Annotated in this window: 19 protein-coding genes and 1 pseudogene; 7 read left to right on the forward strand and 13 right to left on the reverse strand. The window is 71.0% G+C overall.

Annotated features, from left to right (window positions below):
• Positions 1-4: 4 nt before the first annotated feature.
• The 8 genes from ACFVWW_RS06100 to ACFVWW_RS06135 all read right to left on the reverse strand — a co-directional run bounded on the left by ACFVWW_RS06100 (position 5) and on the right by ACFVWW_RS06135 (position 6,518).
• Complete coding sequence (locus ACFVWW_RS06100) at positions 5-748, reverse strand: amino acid ABC transporter ATP-binding protein (RefSeq protein ID WP_384181232.1); 744 nt, start codon at positions 746-748, stop codon at positions 5-7.
• 200 nt (positions 749-948) lie between these two features.
• Entirely contained in the window at positions 949-1,389 is a 441-nt protein-coding gene (locus ACFVWW_RS06105; RefSeq protein ID WP_384181230.1) for a DUF6278 family protein, read from the reverse strand.
• 94 nt (positions 1,390-1,483) lie between these two features.
• The gene (locus tag ACFVWW_RS06110; protein WP_384335330.1) at positions 1,484-2,263 is read right to left on the reverse strand and encodes an exodeoxyribonuclease III; all 780 of its coding nucleotides are present in this window, start codon (positions 2,261-2,263) and stop codon (positions 1,484-1,486) included.
• 156 nt (positions 2,264-2,419) lie between these two features.
• Positions 2,420-3,052: an MBL fold metallo-hydrolase gene (locus ACFVWW_RS06115; RefSeq protein WP_384181226.1), complete on the reverse strand. Its 633-nt coding sequence runs from the start codon at positions 3,050-3,052 to the stop codon at positions 2,420-2,422.
• Positions 3,053-3,109: 57 nt separating this feature from the next.
• Positions 3,110-4,402 carry a 4-carboxymuconolactone decarboxylase gene (gene pcaC / locus ACFVWW_RS06120; RefSeq protein WP_384181224.1) on the reverse strand — a complete coding sequence of 431 codons (1,293 nt, stop codon included), beginning with the start codon at positions 4,400-4,402 and terminating at the stop codon, positions 3,110-3,112.
• A gap of 89 nt (positions 4,403-4,491) precedes the next feature.
• A complete protein-coding gene (fabV, locus tag ACFVWW_RS06125; RefSeq protein ID WP_386876197.1) occupies positions 4,492-5,700 on the reverse strand; it encodes an enoyl-[acyl-carrier-protein] reductase FabV in 1,209 nt (402 codons plus the stop codon).
• Positions 5,697-5,963, reverse strand: a complete 267-nt coding sequence (locus ACFVWW_RS06130) for an acyl carrier protein (RefSeq protein ID WP_386876772.1) — start codon at positions 5,961-5,963, stop codon at positions 5,697-5,699. The genes fabV and ACFVWW_RS06130 overlap by 4 nt, the downstream gene beginning before the upstream one ends.
• A gap of 30 nt (positions 5,964-5,993) precedes the next feature.
• Entirely contained in the window at positions 5,994-6,518 is a 525-nt protein-coding gene (locus tag ACFVWW_RS06135) for a GNAT family N-acetyltransferase (protein WP_386876774.1), read from the reverse strand.
• A gap of 324 nt (positions 6,519-6,842) precedes the next feature.
• Between ACFVWW_RS06135 and ACFVWW_RS06140 the strand changes: the two genes are divergently transcribed.
• Together ACFVWW_RS06140 and ACFVWW_RS06145 are read left to right on the forward strand one after the other, a co-directional pair.
• Entirely contained in the window at positions 6,843-7,997 is a 1,155-nt protein-coding gene (locus ACFVWW_RS06140) for a helix-turn-helix domain-containing protein (protein WP_384335336.1), read from the forward strand.
• Between the two features lie 180 nt (positions 7,998-8,177).
• Positions 8,178-8,399, forward strand: a pseudogene (locus ACFVWW_RS06145) (ATP-binding protein); the annotation flags it as partial.
• A gap of 23 nt (positions 8,400-8,422) precedes the next feature.
• Here ACFVWW_RS06145 and ACFVWW_RS06150 read toward each other — a convergent pair.
• Positions 8,423-8,776 (reverse strand): VOC family protein, encoded by a 354-nt coding sequence (locus ACFVWW_RS06150; RefSeq protein ID WP_384181216.1) that lies wholly within the window; start codon positions 8,774-8,776, stop codon positions 8,423-8,425.
• Positions 8,777-9,112: 336 nt separating this feature from the next.
• Between ACFVWW_RS06150 and ACFVWW_RS06155 the strand changes: the two genes are divergently transcribed.
• From ACFVWW_RS06155 to ACFVWW_RS06175, 5 genes are all read left to right on the forward strand, one after another.
• Positions 9,113-9,505 carry a hypothetical protein gene (locus tag ACFVWW_RS06155; protein WP_386876199.1) on the forward strand — a complete coding sequence of 131 codons (393 nt, stop codon included), beginning with the start codon at positions 9,113-9,115 and terminating at the stop codon, positions 9,503-9,505.
• Between the two features lie 61 nt (positions 9,506-9,566).
• Positions 9,567-10,601, forward strand: coding sequence for an N-acetyl-gamma-glutamyl-phosphate reductase (argC, locus tag ACFVWW_RS06160; protein WP_386876201.1), 1,035 nt, complete (start codon positions 9,567-9,569; stop codon positions 10,599-10,601).
• On the forward strand, positions 10,598-11,773 hold the full coding sequence (gene argJ, locus ACFVWW_RS06165; RefSeq protein WP_386876203.1) for a bifunctional glutamate N-acetyltransferase/amino-acid acetyltransferase ArgJ: 1,176 nt from the start codon (positions 10,598-10,600) through the stop codon (positions 11,771-11,773). The genes argC and argJ overlap by 4 nt, the downstream gene beginning before the upstream one ends.
• A gap of 26 nt (positions 11,774-11,799) precedes the next feature.
• Positions 11,800-12,735, forward strand: a complete 936-nt coding sequence (gene argB / locus ACFVWW_RS06170) for an acetylglutamate kinase (protein WP_386876204.1) — start codon at positions 11,800-11,802, stop codon at positions 12,733-12,735.
• Complete coding sequence (locus ACFVWW_RS06175; protein WP_384335351.1) at positions 12,732-12,998, forward strand: hypothetical protein; 267 nt, start codon at positions 12,732-12,734, stop codon at positions 12,996-12,998. The genes argB and ACFVWW_RS06175 overlap by 4 nt, the downstream gene beginning before the upstream one ends.
• 87 nt (positions 12,999-13,085) lie before the next feature.
• Here ACFVWW_RS06175 and ACFVWW_RS06180 read toward each other — a convergent pair whose 3' ends face one another.
• From ACFVWW_RS06180 to ACFVWW_RS06195, 4 genes are all read right to left on the reverse strand, one after another.
• The gene (locus tag ACFVWW_RS06180; protein WP_389679259.1) at positions 13,086-13,541 is read right to left on the reverse strand and encodes a GNAT family N-acetyltransferase; all 456 of its coding nucleotides are present in this window, start codon (positions 13,539-13,541) and stop codon (positions 13,086-13,088) included.
• Positions 13,542-13,766: 225 nt separating this feature from the next.
• A complete protein-coding gene (locus ACFVWW_RS06185; protein ID WP_384190959.1) occupies positions 13,767-14,645 on the reverse strand; it encodes an ABC transporter ATP-binding protein in 879 nt (292 codons plus the stop codon).
• Positions 14,642-15,745, reverse strand: a complete 1,104-nt coding sequence (locus ACFVWW_RS06190; RefSeq protein WP_386876208.1) for a FecCD family ABC transporter permease — start codon at positions 15,743-15,745, stop codon at positions 14,642-14,644. Before ACFVWW_RS06190 ends, ACFVWW_RS06185 begins: the two co-directional genes overlap by 4 nt.
• Entirely contained in the window at positions 15,742-16,809 is a 1,068-nt protein-coding gene (locus ACFVWW_RS06195; protein WP_386876210.1) for a FecCD family ABC transporter permease, read from the reverse strand. Before ACFVWW_RS06195 ends, ACFVWW_RS06190 begins: the two co-directional genes overlap by 4 nt.
• Between the last annotated feature and the right edge of the window lie 9 nt (positions 16,810-16,818).

Genomic DNA, 16,818 nt, shown 5'->3' on the forward strand with positions numbered 1-16,818 from the left:
CCCCTCAGTGCTTGAGGATCTTGGAGAGGAAGTCCTTGGCCCGGTCGCTCTCCGGGGCGGTGAAGAAGTCCTCCGGGGTGCGGTCCTCGACGATGCGGCCGTCGGCCATGAAGACCACCCGGTTCGCGGCGGAGCGCGCGAAGCCCATCTCGTGCGTGACGACGACCATGGTCATGCCCTCGCGGGCGAGCTGCCGCATGACTTCCAGCACCTCGTTGATCATCTCCGGGTCGAGCGCCGAGGTCGGCTCGTCGAAGAGAAGGGCTTTCGGGTCCATGGCGAGCGCGCGGGCGATGGCGACGCGCTGCTGCTGGCCGCCGGAGAGCTGGGCGGGGAACTTGTCGGCCTGCGAGGCGAGTCCCACGCGGTCGAGCAGTTCCCGGGAGCGCCGGTCGGCGTCGTCCCGCTTGCGCTTACGGACCTTGATCTGCGCGAGGGAGACATTGTCCAGCACGGTCCGGTGCGCGAAGAGATTGAACGACTGGAAGACCATGCCCACTTCGGCCCGGAGCCGGGCGAGTCCGCGGCCCTCTTCCGGAAGGGGCTTCCCCTCGATGGTGATACGGCCCGACTCGATCGTCTCCAGCCGGTTCATGGCCCGGCAGAGCGTCGACTTGCCCGAGCCTGACGGGCCGATGACCACGACCACTTCTCCGCGGGCGACCGTGAGATCGATGTCCTGGAGGACATGCAGCTGCCCGTAGTACTTATTGACGTCCCGCAGCTCGATCAACGGATCGACGGCCATATGGTGCCCCACCCACTCTCGGCTGTGTCGAGGTCAGCGCAAACTATCCAGCCGGACAAGGGACTTCGCGCTCGACACGACGTATGAGGCATAAGCCGTATTTACTGCGAGGGGTGTTCGGGGCCACGGCGCCGGACGGCGGCGCGGGGTGGCGTCGGGCCTCCCCCGTCAGGCCGTGGCCGCCTCGGCCGGATCCGCCGTCAGGCCTCGGCCGCCTCCGCGTACACCTGGGACAGTTCGGGCGCTCCGGTGGCCGCCCAGTCGAGACCGGCCTCGACCACCTGGATCTCCCGTCCGGAGACGAGGCGCACCACGGGATGCCCGCCCGGCCAGATGTGCCAGGCCGCGCCCGGCACCGTACGGACGATGACGGTGCCCAGATACAGGCCCGCGTCATTGCCCAGCCAGGGCAGCTCCTCCGGATCGTCGCGCCAGCGCGGCGGCAGCTGGTCGAGCGCCTCCAACGAGGCCGGGGAGTCGTCCAGTTGGAGACCGTCCTGCCCTGCCCGGACACGCAGCAGCTCGCATTCGGAGAGCAGCTCGGCCACGCCCTCCGGCTCGCCGCCGACGGCGTCGGCGAGCGATGTCCCCTGATCGCCGCCGTTCCGCTTGCGCCAGTTGTCCAAGAAAGGGATGTTCATACCACTCAGCCTCCCACTCCCCCTGCCGGGGCACCATAGGGCGCGCGGGGGACGCCCGCAGGCCGGGAACCGGAGGCCGGGGCTCAGAGCCGTCTCAGATGTCGAGATCGACCACGACCGGGGCGTGGTCGGAAGCGCCCTTGCCCTTGCGCTCCTCGCGGTCGACATAGCTGTCCTTGACCGCGCCGGCGAAGGCGGCGTTGCCGTAGACCAGGTCGATGCGCATGCCCTTGTTCTTGGGGAAGCCCAGCTCGCGGTAGTCCCAGTAGGTGTACGGGCGGTCGTACTTGAGCGGGCGGGGCAGCAGGTCGGAGAGCCCCTCCGCGCGCAGCGCGGCGAGCGCGGCGCGCTCCGCCGGGGTGACGTGCGTGGCCCCCTCGAAGAGCGACACGTCCCAGACGTCCTCGTCGGCCGGGGCGACATTGAAGTCCCCGAGGACGGCGAAGGGACGCGGGCCCGCCGCGTCCTCGGCGACCGCGTCGCGCAGCGCCTCCAGCCAGCGCAGCTTGTACGCGTAGTGGTCATGGCCGACCTCCCGGCCGTTGGGCACATAGACCGACCAGAGGCGGACCGGGCCGCAGGTCGCGGAGATCGCCCGCGGCTCCCGCACGCCCTCGTACTCCGGGCCGCCGGGAAGGCCCTTGACGACGTCCTCCAGGCCGGCCCGGGAGACCAGCGCCACTCCGTTCCACCTGCCGGTGGCGTGGACCGCGGACTCGTAGCCCAGCTCACGCAGCTGGTCGGCCGGGAACTGCTCCTCACTGCACTTGGTCTCCTGGACGCACAGCACGTCCGTGCCGCTGCTCTCCAGCCAGGCCAGCAGACGGGGCAGCCGAGCGGTGATCGAATTGACGTTCCAGGTCGCGATGCGCATGCGGAACAGCCTATCGGCGGGGTCTGACAGTCACCGGCCGACGGCATGCGGCGGGCCGGTCACGGCTCGGGCCTGACCGCACTCCGCGCCTGTCACACCCCGGGCCTGTCACACCCCGGGCCTGATCGCACCCGCGCCGGTCATACCCCGCGCCTGTCACACCTCGGTGGACTCGCCCGGGGCGAGCCTGCCGTGGTCGGCGCCGCCCAGGGAGCCGATCTGGGCGTCGTAGACGGGGCGGGCCAGATCCGCGAGCAGCGCGTCGTGGATGTCGAAGGCACGCCGCGGCTTGACCTCGCGTACGTAGTCGATCACCTCGGAGATCTTGTTCCACGGCGCCTGCACCGGCAGCATCAGCGTCTCGACCGGATGGTCCGGGACCGTCAGCGCGTCACCCGGGTGGAAGAGCGAGCCGTCCACGAGATAGCCGACATTGGTGATCCGCGGGATCTCCGGGTGGATCACGGCATGCAGCTCGCCGTGCACCTGGACGTCGAAACCGGCCGCGGAGAAGGTGTCGCCGTGACCGACCGTGTGGACCCGGCCGGGGAAGGCCGCGGAGACCTGCTCGGCGACGCTGCGCAGCGTCCACAGCTCGGCCGCCGGGTTAGCCTCCAGACCGGCCCGCAGCCGGCCCTCGTCGAAGTGGTCCATGTGCTCGTGCGTGACAAGGATGGCGTCCGCGCCGACCGCGGCGTCCTCCTCACTGAAGGTGCCCGGGTCGATGACGAGCGTGCGCCCGTCCCTCTCCAGCCGGACGCAGGCGTGTGTCTTCTTGGTGAGCTTCACCGCGGACCACCCTTCTCGAGCGCTGTACTCCTGTGCATTGCCTTCCCCGCCATGGTGCTACGTCTCGGGCGTCGTCTCCTCTTGGATCACGGCCCGGGCCACCCGGAACGCCGAGTTCGCCGCCGGGACGCCGCAGTAGACGGCCGTCTGGATCAGCACTTCCTTGATCTCCGCGGGGGTGAGGCCGTTGCGCAGAGCGGCCCGGGTGTGGAAGGCCAGCTCCTCCAGATGCCCGCCCGCGACCAGCGCGGTCAGCGTCACGGCGCTGCGGGTGCGGCGGTCCAGGCCCTCCCTGGTCCACACCTCGCCCCAGGCGTAGCGGGTGATCAGCTCCTGGAAGTCGCCGTCGAAGTCGCCGGCGTCCATGGCGCGGTCGACATGGGCGTTCCCGAGCACCTGACGGCGTACCCGCATCCCCGCTTCGTACGGATCGGGCCGCCCGGCGGACACGGCCTCCGGCTGCTCGGCGGCGGGGGCGATCTCGGCGACCGGGCCGACCGTCGCGGACAGCGAGGGCGACGTCATCCGGTCGGGCAGCACGGTCAGGCCGGTGGAGGTGTCGGACGGGTTGTACCAGGCGGTGGAGAAGTGATGGGCGAGCAGATCCGTGACGGCGGCGGGCTGCTCGACGGGCGCCAGATGGGAGGCGCCGGGGACCAGCGCGAGCCGGGCGTCCGGGATCCCCGCCACCAGGGTGCGTGCCTCGGCCGGCCCGGTGACCTGGTCCTCGGCGCCGACCAGGACCAGGGTCGGCACGGCGATCCGGCCCAGCTCCGCCCGGATGTCGAAGGCGGCGAGCGCCTCGCAGGCGGCGATGTAGCAGCCGGGGTCGGTGGTACGGACCATCTGGACGGCCCATTCGACGATGGCCGGCTGGGCGGCGGCGAAGCCGGGCGTGAACCAGCGCTCGGGCGCCGTACGGGCCATCGGATCCAGACCGTTGGCGCGGACGATCACCCCGCGCTGGCGGAACTCGTCGGCCGTGCCGAACCGGGGCGAGGCGGCCACCAGGGCGAGCGAGGCGATCCGGTCGGGGCGGCGCAGCGCCAGCTCCGCGCCGATGGCACCGGCGATGGAGCAGCCCACATAGCCGAAGCGCTGCACCCCGAGCCCGTCGAGCGTCGCCAGCAGGCGTTCCACCAGCTCGGGAACGCTGGTGGCCGGGTGCGCGGGGGCGCCGCCGTGGCCGGGCAGGTCGAAGCGGAACACCCGCCACTGGCGGGCCAGCTCGGGTACCTGCCGATCCCACATGTGCCAGGTGGTGCCGAGGGAAGGACCCAGGATCAGGACGGGAGCGTCCTCGGGTCCGTCCATGCGGTATTGCAGGGTCTTAGTCATCGTCTCACTCACCCGCTCACGCTCCCATATCTCACAATTTCTCACGGGAGAGGGGTCGGGAATCGCACAAACGGACCCGCCGCACCGCGTTCTGGGGGGGGTCATGAAGCGGGGTCGGGCCAGGGGATGTCGGTCTCGACCGGCGCCGTGTAGTCGACGTGGGGCACGGCGAAGCCGTACAGGCGCAGGACTTCGGCGCGGAACCAGTCGAGGTCGGCGAGCGCGGAGATGGTGCCGGTGGTCGCCGCGTTCCACCGATCGGTGATGGCGGCCTGGACGCCGGGATCGAGCTCCCAGGTGTCCAGGCGTACGCGGCCTTCGTCGTCCAGGTCGAGCGGGCGGACCCCGGTGAGCTGGTCCCACAGCTCGGTGAGCTGGCCGACGGGCGGCACCATCGCGTCGCCGACGACTCCGCGCAGCAGTCCGACATACAGGGCGATGCCGGGGATGGCGGTCGAGGACTGGGTGACGGCGGCCCCGTTGACGGAGGTCACCGCCCGGCCGCCGACGAGCTTGCCCAGTCGCTCGTCCAGCGTGCGCGCCGTTTCTTCGAGGTGGGCCTTCGCGACGCCGATGGTGCCCTGGCGGTAGATCGCGCCGGTCAGCGAGGAACCGATGTAGGAGAGCGCGGCCGTCTTGAAGCCGTCCGCGAGCAGCTCGCGGGCGGCGAGGTGGTCGATCCAGCGCTCCCAGTCGGTGCCGCCCATCACGGCGACCGTCTGGGCGGTGTCGTCGCCCTCGGCCGCCGGGGATTCCACCTCCCGTACCTCGGGCACGTTGTCGTCGAAGACGAGCGTCTTCGTCCGGTGCGCCGCGCCGATGGGCTTGAGCACCGAGGCGTAGGTGACGCCTGTGTCGGGGTCGGTACGGCGGGGTGCGGCCAGCGAGTAGATGAGGTAGTCCAGCCGTCCGCCGAAGCGCTGCTGAAGAAGGCCGGCGACCTGATCCTTCATGGCGTCGGAGAACGCGTCGCCGTTGAGGAAGACCATGTCGCGGCCGTGGCGCCGGGCGAGGTCCGCGGTGGCGGCCGTGCGATACCAGCCGGCCGTACCGGTGCGCCGTCCCGGTGCCTTCTCGAAGCACACACCGATACCCCGGATACCGGCCCGCGCCAGACCGGCGATGGTCGCGGCCAGCCCGTACCCGGCGGACGATCCGAGCACGAGCGCCACGGGAGCACGATCCGGTGCGGCCGTCGGGGAGGAGGGGACGGCCTGCCACATGTCCTCCACCACGCGCTCGCAGCCCGCCGGGTGGGAATCGATGGACAGGAAACCGCGGTTGCGGGGGATGATGACGCGTTCGCTCATGAGCCTGTGTCCTCGGAGGTCGTAGACGGGGATGGGGATGGGGCGGCGGCGAGGGAGCCCACCGCATCCTGCAAGTCTGCAACCGTGCGGATACGGGCGGTCACCTCGTCCGGGACAGTAATGCCCAACCGCCCTTGGAGGGTTTCCACCACTTCGAGTAGCGAGAGACTGTCCACGCCGAGATCCCGTTCGCGTACAGCCGCCCCCGGCTCGCACGCCTCGCGCGGCCGGCCGGTGGTCCGCGCCACGACGTCCGCCGGCACGGCCGTGGTCTGTGCGTGCAACCGCTCCGCTCAGGCCAACGGCAGAGCCACGAGCATCACGGCGTACACCGGGGAGTCCGGGAACGGCTGGTCCTCCCCGACCCTCCTGTACCCCCAGGACTCGTACAGGGCTTCCACCTTCGGGTGCGTCACGTCCACCAGGAGCACCGCGAGATCTTCGTTCCTGGCGTTCATCAGCGCTCGGTGAAGGCGCTCGGCCGCGCCCGTCTTCCGCCACCGCTCACGCACCATCAGCTCGGAGAAGTGGAACGTGCGGCCTTTCTCCGGCGCCGGGTCCAGGTGCTCGCGCCACCACTCCCGACCCCCCGCGCCAGGGGCGCCGTACGCGAACCCCACCACGTCGGCGCCGTCGTACGCGATCACGCAGGAGAAGCCGGGGTTGCCTCCCCAGTGATCCACGAACCAGGGGAACTTCTGCCGGAAGTCGTCGTCCGCCATCCGGTCGGCGTGCAGTTCCGCGTGCACGCCGATCAACGTCTGTCGGATCCAATGGCAGTTGACGGCCAGCAGCTCCGCAGGGCCGTAGAACGCCACCCAGGACGGTCGGGACTCGTCCGTGGACACCTTCGCCAGAGCGTCTTCCGCGTGCCCCAGCGACCGCAGGGCGCCTTGGCGGTCCCCGACGGTGGAATGGCCCGATCGCCGTGCGCGCGTGGGCGAGAGAGGCGAACAGGGGATCGCACCTGTCATGGCGGGCCTTCTGCGGGGCATGGCCGTGAAGGGGCGGCATGAACTGCCCGCCGGCTGAACGGCACGAAGCCGCAGCGCGCCCGACCCCCTTCGGGGCCGGTCATCCGGTTGTTACCGCAGAACCACGCTAGCTGGGTACCGTCGGGAGGGAGCACCGAAGGAGGGCCTATGTCCGACGAACACGGCCTCGGGGACCGGCTGCGCGAGATCCGCGAGCGGCGCGGACTCTCGCAGCGCGAACTGGCGCGAGCATCGAAGGTCAGCCGCTCACTGATCGCGAAGCTGGAACAGGGCGTGCTCGCCGACACGCGCATGGAGACCGCTCGCAAGCTGGCTGCCGCCCTTCGGGTACCCACCACCGCACTGGTGGCGCGTACGCCCGCCGAGCCCCGCCCCGCGCCCGAGCCGTGGCAAGCCCTTCAGCGCGCAGTGGAGCGCCCCGCCGAGCAGCCCGACGAGGAACCGACGACCCTCGGTGTCATGAACGGCCTGGAGGCCGTCAGGGAGGCCCACTTCGGCAAGCGCATGCGTGAGGCCGTGGACCTCCTGGTACCGCTCCTGCGGGATGCTGAAGCCCTCGGGGACGCCCCAGCCGCACGGGCGGCCCGTGCCCAGCTTCTCCAGATCGCGGGATCGACCCTGACGGGCGCCCGCCAGTTCGCCGCCGCCGAGACCGCGCTACGCCGTGCCCTTGACGAAGCGCCGGACCGTCTCCGGGCCGCAAGCGTCGTCACCACCTGGTCATGGCTGCTGGTGAGGCAAGGACGGTTCGACGCCGCTCGCGACCTGGCGGTGAAGTGGGCGGACAACGCCGAACCCCGTATGTCCCGGGCGACTGCCGAAGAGATCGCCGCTTGGGGGTGGCTGCTGATTCAGGGACATGCGGCAGCTCTCCGGGACAACCGGGGAGGGGAGGCCGCCGACATGCTGCGCCTCGCCCGGTCGGCGGCGGTCGCCACGGGGCCGCTCCGGCACGGGGACGTGCGGATCGCCACCTGGGGGCCAGCCACGGTCGCCTACAAGGCCGCCGAACAGGGGGTCGTGATGGACCGGCCTGACGAGGTGCTGGAGATCGCCCCTCGGCTGAAGGGCGGTACGGGGTCCGAGTACCACCGTCACAGGCTCGATGTGGCGAAGGCGTACACGATGACGCGTCAGCACGGCCGCGCGCTCGAAGTGCTGGGGGAGGTCGCGGCCGAGGCCCCCGAATGGATCGCCGAACAGCCCTACGCCCGTGACACGCTCGCCGACACGATCGCGCGGCGGCGCACGCTCACCGACCAGACACGTCAACTTGCCGATCTCGTGCGTCTACCACTCTGACCACGGAACTGGGCTTTTGATACTTCGAGCTGATGACTCGTCAGACTGCCATTGAAGTTGCCGAGGCGGTGTCGTCACGGTTGAGGGCATGACCCCCTTCGCATGCCTTGCCGTCTGTCCGTGCCGACCACGCAGAGCCCCGAACCGGGGACGCGGGCCGGGGGAGCGTGTCCGGTGACCATGGCCACCTTCCCGCGCCCGATCGGGTGTCCCGGGTACAGCGAGACCCTCCCGCGCGAGCCGGAGAGCGCCGCGACAGCCCGCCGCCTGGTGCGCGCCGCGCTCGCCGTCTGGGGTCTGGGCGCCGACGAGGAGAGTGGGCGCGGCCTCGCGATCGTGGCGGAGCTGGCGGAGGACTGGGGCACCGACGCGCTCCCCTGGGGGAAGCAGGTGTGGGCGGACCCGCTCGGGGCTCTGGTGCGGGCTCAGTCCCGGTGGTTCACGATGTTGATGACGTTGCCGTCCGGTGCCCGGACGAGGAAACGGCGCACGCCCCAGGCTTCCGTCGTCAGCGGGCGCACGATCTCGAGCCCCAGTTCCTGCGCCTCCGCGTAGGCGGAGTCGACGTCGTCCGTGAGCACGGAGACGGCCGAGTCCTCGGATGAGGTGGCGTCGCGCGTGACGAGCTGGATGTTCGCCCCGGTTTCGGGGGAGGTGTAGCGGGCCACCCACCCCATGTTGAACTCCTCGGTGCTCAGCCCGAGGTAGTCGGTGTAGAAGCTTCTCGCCGCGTCGACGTCAGCCACCCGGAGGTTGGCCATGATGCGTTTGGCGTGCATGTGGTTCCCCTGTTCACTGTCCGGATCGACGAGCGCCCACCTCGCGGAAGCCGGCGTCGGGTGGTGTCGTCGTCGGCCCTGCCGCCGCGGCCCATTCGGGCAGATTACGCGACCTGGCCGTCCGTGCGGCCCTGCGAATCGCGGCCGCGCGCCGACCGTGGACCGGCCGAGCGCCCTCACATCCTTCGCCCGCGAACAACTCGGCGTGCCGAAAGAACAGTTGCGCACCCTCGCCCACTGGAGGCGACGCGACCGGACGCCCTGCAAGTTAGGCTAGGCTTAGCTAAGTTTATTCGGTGCGTGGGGTGCGTGTTCGCCGTCCGGGGAGGGATAGTCATGGGCTTGCCCGTCATCGCGTCGTATCCGCTACCCGACCGCTCCGCACTCCCCGCGTCGAGCGCCCCCTGGGCCATCGACCCCAGCAGGGCGGCGCTTCTCGTCCACGACATGCAGAACCACGGCATGCCGGTGGTCTTCAGTGCCGAGCCGGCCGCCCAGCTGCCCGGTCAGCGCGGGCTCATGGGGGACGTCTGGGGTTCCGGAATCGGCGACGAGCCCGATGCCGCGGCCATCATCGCCCCGCCGGCTCCACGCCCGGGCGAACATCCGCTGGCGAACGGGCGCCACAACGCCATGGCGCTGCGGTGGGCGGCCAGGAGCGGTGTGGTCTGCACGACGGACGCGCTGCTGCGCGACCTGCTGATCCACAAGTCAACGCGGAACGCGTGAAAACCCGCTTCCGCCTCCCCCCATGCACCAGCTCCTCCAGACAAGAAGAGACGGAACGAAGATGACCGTACGGGTCGCGGTGGCCGGGGCCAGTGGCTACGCCGGCGGTGAACTGCTGCGCCTCCTGGCCACCCATCCCGGCGTGGAGATCGGCGCCGTTACGGCCCACAGCAACGCGGGCCGCCGCGTCGGAGACACGCATCCGCATCTGGCCGCGTTCGCCGGCCATACGCTGGAGCCGACCTCGGCCGAAGTCCTGCGCGGGCACGACGTCGTGTTTCTCGCCCTCCCCCACGGCGAATCGGCGCCGCTCGCCGGCGCCCTCGGGGACACCCTGATCGTGGACTGCGCCGCGGACTTCCGGCTGCGGGACGCCGCCGAGTGGAAGCGCTTCTACGGATCGGAGCACGCGGGCACATGGCCGTACGGCCTTCCCGAACTGCCCGGCGCGCGAGCGGAGTTGTCGGGGGCTCACCGGATCGCCGTACCCGGTTGCTATCCGACCGCGGTCACGTTGGCGTTGTTCCCCGCCTACGGCGCCCGCCTGGTGGAGCCGGAGGCGGTGATCGTCGCTGCCAGCGGCACATCAGGGGCCGGACGGGCGCTCAGGCAGCAGTTGCTCGGCGCCGAGGTGATGGGCTCCATGAGCCCGTACGGAGTAGGGGGCGGCCACCGGCACACGCCCGAGCTGACGCAGAACCTCTCCCGGGTGGCGGGCGAGCGCGTGACGGTCTCCTTCACGCCGACCCTGGCTCCCATGCCCCGGGGCATCCTCGCCACCTGCTCGGCCCGCCTCCGCCAGGACGCGGCCGCAGCCGGGGAGGACGAGGTGCGCGCGGCCTACGAAGCCGCCTACGCCGACGAGCCGTTCGTACGGCTGCTGCCGCCCGGACAGTGGCCTTCGACCGCCGCCGTGGTCGGGTCCAACACGGCCCTGGTGCAGGTCGCCGTGGACCCGGACTGCGGCCGGCTGATCTGCGTGAGCGCCATCGACAACCTGACGAAGGGCACCGCGGGTGGCGCGGTGCAGAGCATGAATGTCGCCCTCGGCCTGCCGGAACGGCTGGGCCTGCCCACGAATGGAGTGGCTCCGTGAGTGTGACCGCTGCCCGTGGATTCCTTGCCGGCGGTGTGGCCGCCGGCCTCAAGGAATTCGGTGATCGCGACCTGGCTCTTGTGGTGAACCGAGGGCCGTCGCAGGCCGCCGCCGGCGTCTTCACCTCCAACCGCGTACAGGCCGCGCCCGTACGCTGGTCCCGACGCGCCCCGGCCGACGGCCGCATAGCGGCTGTGGTCCTCAACTCCGGTGGCGCCAACGCCTGTACGGGGCGGGCGGGCGCCGCTGACGCGCTGCTGATGGCCGAGCGGACGGCACAGGCCCTGGATGTGGACCCGTACGACGTCGCGGTGTGCTCCACCGGCCTCATCGGCGTCCACCTGCCGATGGACAGGGTCACGGTGGGCATCGACACCGCCGCGGACCAGCTGTCGGCCGAGGGCGGGGAGGACGCGGCCGTCGCCATCAAGACGACGGACTCGGTGCACAAGACCGCCGTGGTCTCCGGGGGATCCCCCCGGACGGAGGCTGGGGGAGGCTGGACGGTGGGCGGGATGGCGAAGGGCGCGGGCATGCTCGCCCCCGGGCTCGCCACCATGCTGGTCGTCCTCACCACGGATGCCGATGTCAGCGCGTCCGCTCTCGAATCGACGCTCCGTGAGGCGGTGCGCACCACCTTCGACCGGGTGGACTCCGACGGCTGTATGTCCACCAACGACACGGTGCTGCTGCTCGCGTCCGGCGCCTCGGGAGTCGCCCCCGATCCCGCGGACTTCGCCGAGGCCCTGCACGCGGTGTGCCTGGATCTGGCACAGCAGCTGGTGGCGGACGCCGAGGGCGCGACCAAGGAGATCGAGGTGGCGGTCGTCGGCGCCGCCTCGCAGGAGGACGCCGTCGAGGTGGGCCGGTCCGTGGCACGGAACAACCTCCTCAAGTGCGCGCTGAACGGGGAGGATCCGAACTGGGGCCGGGTGCTGTCGGCGATCGGCACCACGTCGGCCGTCTTCGATCCCGACCAGCTGGACGTGGCGATCAACGATGTCTGGGTGTGCCGGGACGGCGCGGCGGGCGAGTCCAGGGACAAGGCCGACCTGTCCGGCCGCCGGATCACGGTCACGGTGGATCTGCGCGCCGGCGACAGCTCGGCGTCGATCTGGACCAATGACCTCAGCGCTGCGTACGTCCATGAGAACAGCGCGTACAGCTCATGAACGGGCAGGGGCAGGGGACGACGCGGATGAGATCACTCCCCCTCGGCCGGTACGGCACGACCGCCGGCCTGGTCACCGCGGATCCGCCGTGGCTCAAGGACCTCCAGGGCCGCATCGTGGTCATCAAATTCGGCGGTAACGCCATGGTGGACACCGCGCTCCAGCGGACGTTCGCGCAGGACGTCGTGGAGCTGCGGCAAGCGGGTCTGCGGCCCGTCGTCGTTCATGGGGGCGGACCCCAGATCAGCGCGATGCTCGACCGCCTCGGCCTGGAGGTCCGTTTCGAGGCGGGGCTGCGCGTGACCACACCCGAGACCATGGACGTGGCCCGCATGGTGCTGACCGGCCAGGTCCAGCGGGATCTGGTCGGCGCCCTCAACGCCCACGGCCCCTACGCCGTGGGCATGTCGGGCGAGGACGCGCACACCATGACAGCCGTACGACGCCCGGCACGGGTGAACGGGCGGACGGTGGACATCGGACTCGTCGGCGAGGTCGTGAGCGTGGACCCCGGCGCCCTGCGCACACTGCTCGACGCGGGCCGTATCCCCGTCGTCTCACCCATCGCCCGGGGCGCGGACGGGGAGGTCTACAACGTCAACGCCGATCTCGCGGCGTCGGCGCTCGCCGCCGCGCTCGGCGCGGAGCGACTGGTGGTGCTGACCGACGTCGAGGGGCTGTACGCGGACTGGCCGCACAGCACCGAGGTGATCGGCCGGCTCACGGCCGGTGAACTGGACGCGCTGCTCCCGGGGCTCGCGAGCGGCATGCTCCCGAAGATGGAGGGCTGCCTGCGGGCGGTACGCGCGGGTGTCCGCAAAGCCCAAGTACTGGACGGCCGGGTGCCGCACGCCTTGCTGCACGGCGTCTTCGCCGAGGCCGAGGAGGGCCCGGGCACGACGGTCGTCCCGGACGGGGAGGCCGAGGCCAAGGAGGCCGAGGCCAAGGAGGACCGCACATGAGCGCCGACGACAGCGCCGAACCACTCGCGCACCGCTGGAGTGCGGTCATGATGGACACATACGGCACTCCCCCGCTGGCGCTGGTCCGGGGTGCGGTCAGCACGGTGTGGGACGAATCGGGCCGCGCGTACACGGACTTCACCGGCGGGATCGCGGTCAACACCGCGGGCACGTCGACCGTACGGCTGGCTCCTCCTCTGACGGTCACGGAGGAGGAGATAGCTGCGCTGGTGAAGGATCTGCCCGGCATCCTGGGCACCTGACCCGGGCACATCGTCACAACGGGGAGGGCCCGAGCCATCCGGCTCGGGCCCTCCCCGTCGTGGTGCCGGCCGTGCGCCGGGCCATGGTCACAGGACGCGGGCGAGGACCTTGGCACCGCGCCGCGGATCCAGCGACCGCGCCCAGGTCTCCGGGGCAAGGCGAGGGGAGACCTGGGTGAAGCCGTGGTGGAGGAAGAGGCGGCCGCTTCCGGTGGTCGCGGTGAACAACGTGTCAACTGCCCGCGATCTCCCCTCGGTAAGGGCGGCGGTCAGGAGCTGTGCGCCCAGCCCGCTGCCCTGTCTGCCGTGCGAGACGCAGAAGTTGTACAGCACGCCGGTCACCCGCCCGTCGTGCGTCGGCTCGGGGTGGACACGAAGCGCCAGGCAGCCGTCCAGCGTTCCGTCCGGCGCCTCGGCCACCAGGAAGTCGGTGGCGTGCCAGGCGTAGACCTGGAACGGCCGGGCACGCAGCGCGCCCGAGCGGACGAACGGCGCGGAAAGAGCGGCAAGCGCCACGGCGTCCCGGGGGCGGGCGGGACGCACCGGGCGGACCGCGGCGGAAGGTTGACACCTGGGGTGGAGCGCGTCGGACAACTGCCTTGCGTGGCGCGGCCTGGCCGTGATCAAGACGTACCTTCCTCGGTTCTACCGTGCAAGACGCCCTCTTGGTACGCCGTGTCACCTCGATGAAACACCATCAAGGTTAGGTTAGCCTTACCTAAGAGTGTCGCCAAGTCGGCTGATCCACGAAGATCGACCGGACAGGGCCTAGGAGCTTTCGGCCAGCACGGCGTCGGTGGCCGAGTCCGGGATGCCGGCCGCGCCGGCATCCGGCTCGTACCGCCTGGGGGCGGCCGGGACCATCAGCGGGGTGCCGGTCTCGGGGTCGCCGATGATCCGGCAGGGCAGGCCGAACACGTCCTCGACGAGCTCGGCGGTCATGACGGTCGCCGGGTCTCCCTGGGCGGCGATGACTCCGCCGGGCCGCATCACGATGAGGTGAGTGGCGTAGCGGCACGCCTGGTTGAGGTCGTGCAGGACCGCGACGACGGTGTGGCCCTTGCGGGCGTGGAGTTCGGCGCACAGGTCGAGCACCTCGACCTGATGGGCGATGTCGAGGTAGGTGGTCGGTTCATCCAGCAGCAGGATGGAGGTCTGCTGCGCCAGCACCATGGACAGCCAGACGCGCTGCCGCTGGCCGCCGGAGAGGTCGTCCACGGGGCGGTCGGCAAGGTCGAGTACGTCGGTCTGCCGCATCGCTTCGACGACAGCGGCCTCGTCCTCGGCGGACCACTGCTTCAGCAGCCGCTGGTGCGGGTACCGGCCACGGGCCACGAGGTCGCCGGCCGTGATGCCGCCCGGCGCGCTGGACGACTGCGGGAGCAGGCCGAGGCGGCGGGCGACCTCACGGGAGCGGTACGAGGCGATGGCGGCGCCGTCGAGGTAGACCTGCCCGGCCTTGGGCTTGAGCATCCGGGCCAGCGCCGTGAGCAGCGTCGACTTGCCGCAGGCGTTCGGCCCGATGATCACCGTGAAGGAGTGGTCGGGGATGTCGACGCTCAGGGACGTGGCCACGGTCCGCTGGTCGTAGGACAGCGTGAGGTCCTCGGCACGCAGCCGGGGCTGCGGGGAGTTCGTTCCGGTCATGCGCGGCTCTTTCGTGATTCGGTGATCAGCAGCCAGATGAGGTACAGCCCGCCGATGGCGCCGGTCGCCGTGCCCACCGGAAGAAGCGCGGGTGCGAAGACCCGCTGCACGACGAGGTCGCTCAGGGCGAGCAGAAAGGCGCCCATGAGGGCGGACGGCAGCAGCGCGGGGCCGGACGACCGGGTGAGCCTGCGGCACACCTGGGGCGCGGCCAGGGCGATGAACCAGATGGGGCCGGTGACGGCGGTGGCGAACGCGGCGAGGGCGACGCTGATCACAAGGAGGACCGTGCGGGTGCGCCGCACGTCGACGCCGAGCGCCATGGCGGTGGTGTCGCCCATCTCCACCATGGTGAGGCGGCGGGAGAGGAGGAAGGCCGGCGGCAGCAGCACGGCGAGGGCGAGACCGATGGCGTTCGCGTGCGTCCACAGTCGGTTCCCCAGGCTGCCGATCAGCCACGCCTGGGCCTCCAGGGCCTCCTGGAAGGTCGCCCGGGTGACCAGGTACGAGTTGACGGCGAGCAGCAGGGCGCTGACGCCGATGCCGATGACGACCAGCCGGAAACCCTGCAACCCGCGGCCGACCATGAGGAGGTTGACGGCGAGGGCCGTGACGAGACCCCCGACCAGCGCGCCGAACGCGATCTGGGTCATGCTGCCGTGCAGCACGATGATGACGACGAGCGCGCCCACGGCGGAGCCGTTGGTGAAGCCGATGATGTCGGGGCTGCCGAGGGAGTTGCGGGTGAGGCTCTGCAGGATCGCCCCGCTCACCGCGAGGGCCGCGCCGACGAACACCGCGCTCAGGATGCGCGGCATGCGCAGGGTGTTGACGACGAAGTCGGCGGCGTCGGATCCGTTACCGGTCAGGGCCCGGAGGACCTCCCCGACGGAGAGAGGAAAGTCGCCGGTGGTCAGGGTGACCCCCATGACGACGATCAGCGCGACGAGCAGCAGGGCGGTCACGGCGAACACCCGGCCCTGCACGCGTAGCGAGACACCGCCCGCTCCGGTGCGGACGACCCGGCCGCTGATGACGCGGGGGGCGGGGGTGCCGGCGGATCCGGGCCCGGAGGTTTTCGCCTCGTCCACGGCACTCACAGCATGACCAGCTTTCGACGGCGGCACAGCGCGATGAACAAGGGCGCGCCGATGAACGCGGTGACGATGCCGACCTGTACCTCGCCCGGAGCGCCGAGCACACGCCCCAGCACGTCCGAGCCGACGAGCAGGACCGGTGCGAGCAGCATCGAGTACGCGAGCACCCAGCGCTGGTCGGTTCCGGAGAGGAACCGAGCGACGTGCGGAACGGCCAGGCCCACGAAGCTGATCGGCCCGACGGCGGCGGTGGCGGCGCCGCACAGCAGCATCACGGCGACCGCCGACAGCACGCGGGTGCGGCCGACGTTCACGCCCAGGGCACGCCCCATCTGGTCGCCCATCGCCAGGGCGTTGAGGGACGGGGCAAGGAGGAAAGCGACGATCGTACCGACGGCGACGAACGGCAGGACGAGGAACACGATGTCGTAGTACCGGCCCGCGAGAGAGCCCACGGTCCAGAAGCGGAACTGGTCGAACGCCTCCGGATCGAAGAGCAGCACACCCCAGTTGAAGGCGTACAGCACGGCGGTCACGGCCGCTCCCGCGACGACGAGCCGGTCGGGGGTGGCCAGTTTGCGCCCGGAGGAACCCAGGAGATGGACAACCATCGACGCCGCGGCCGCCCCGGCGAGGGCGAACCACACATAGCCGAGAGGCGCGGCCACTCCCATGAAGGCGATGGCCACGACGACGCCCGTGGAGGCGCCCAGGTTCACCCCGAGCAGTCCGGGGTCGGCGAGCGGATTGCGTGTCAGGGCCTGCATCAGGGCGCCGGACAGCCCGAGGGCCACTCCGACGAGGAGGCCGAGGACGGTACGGGGGATCCGGTAGTCGTGGATGATGACGGAGGCTTCCGACGCGTCAGGACGCCACAGGAGGTCCCATGTCGAGGCGAACGGAATCCCTCTGGTGCCCACCCAGACACTGATCAGTGAGACGAGGACGAGCGCGCCGAGCGTCACGAGAAGCCCGAGACCGCGCAGGGCCACCGACGACGGCCGCGCCGTGGGCACGACGGGACCGGCGGTCTCGCTTCCGGACGCCGCCCGGGCTTCGACAGACAAGGACCACTC

Origin of the sequence: Streptomyces sp. NPDC058198 (genome assembly GCF_042882605.1) — a bacterium.
Classification (GTDB): domain Bacteria; phylum Actinomycetota; class Actinomycetes; order Streptomycetales; family Streptomycetaceae; genus Streptomyces.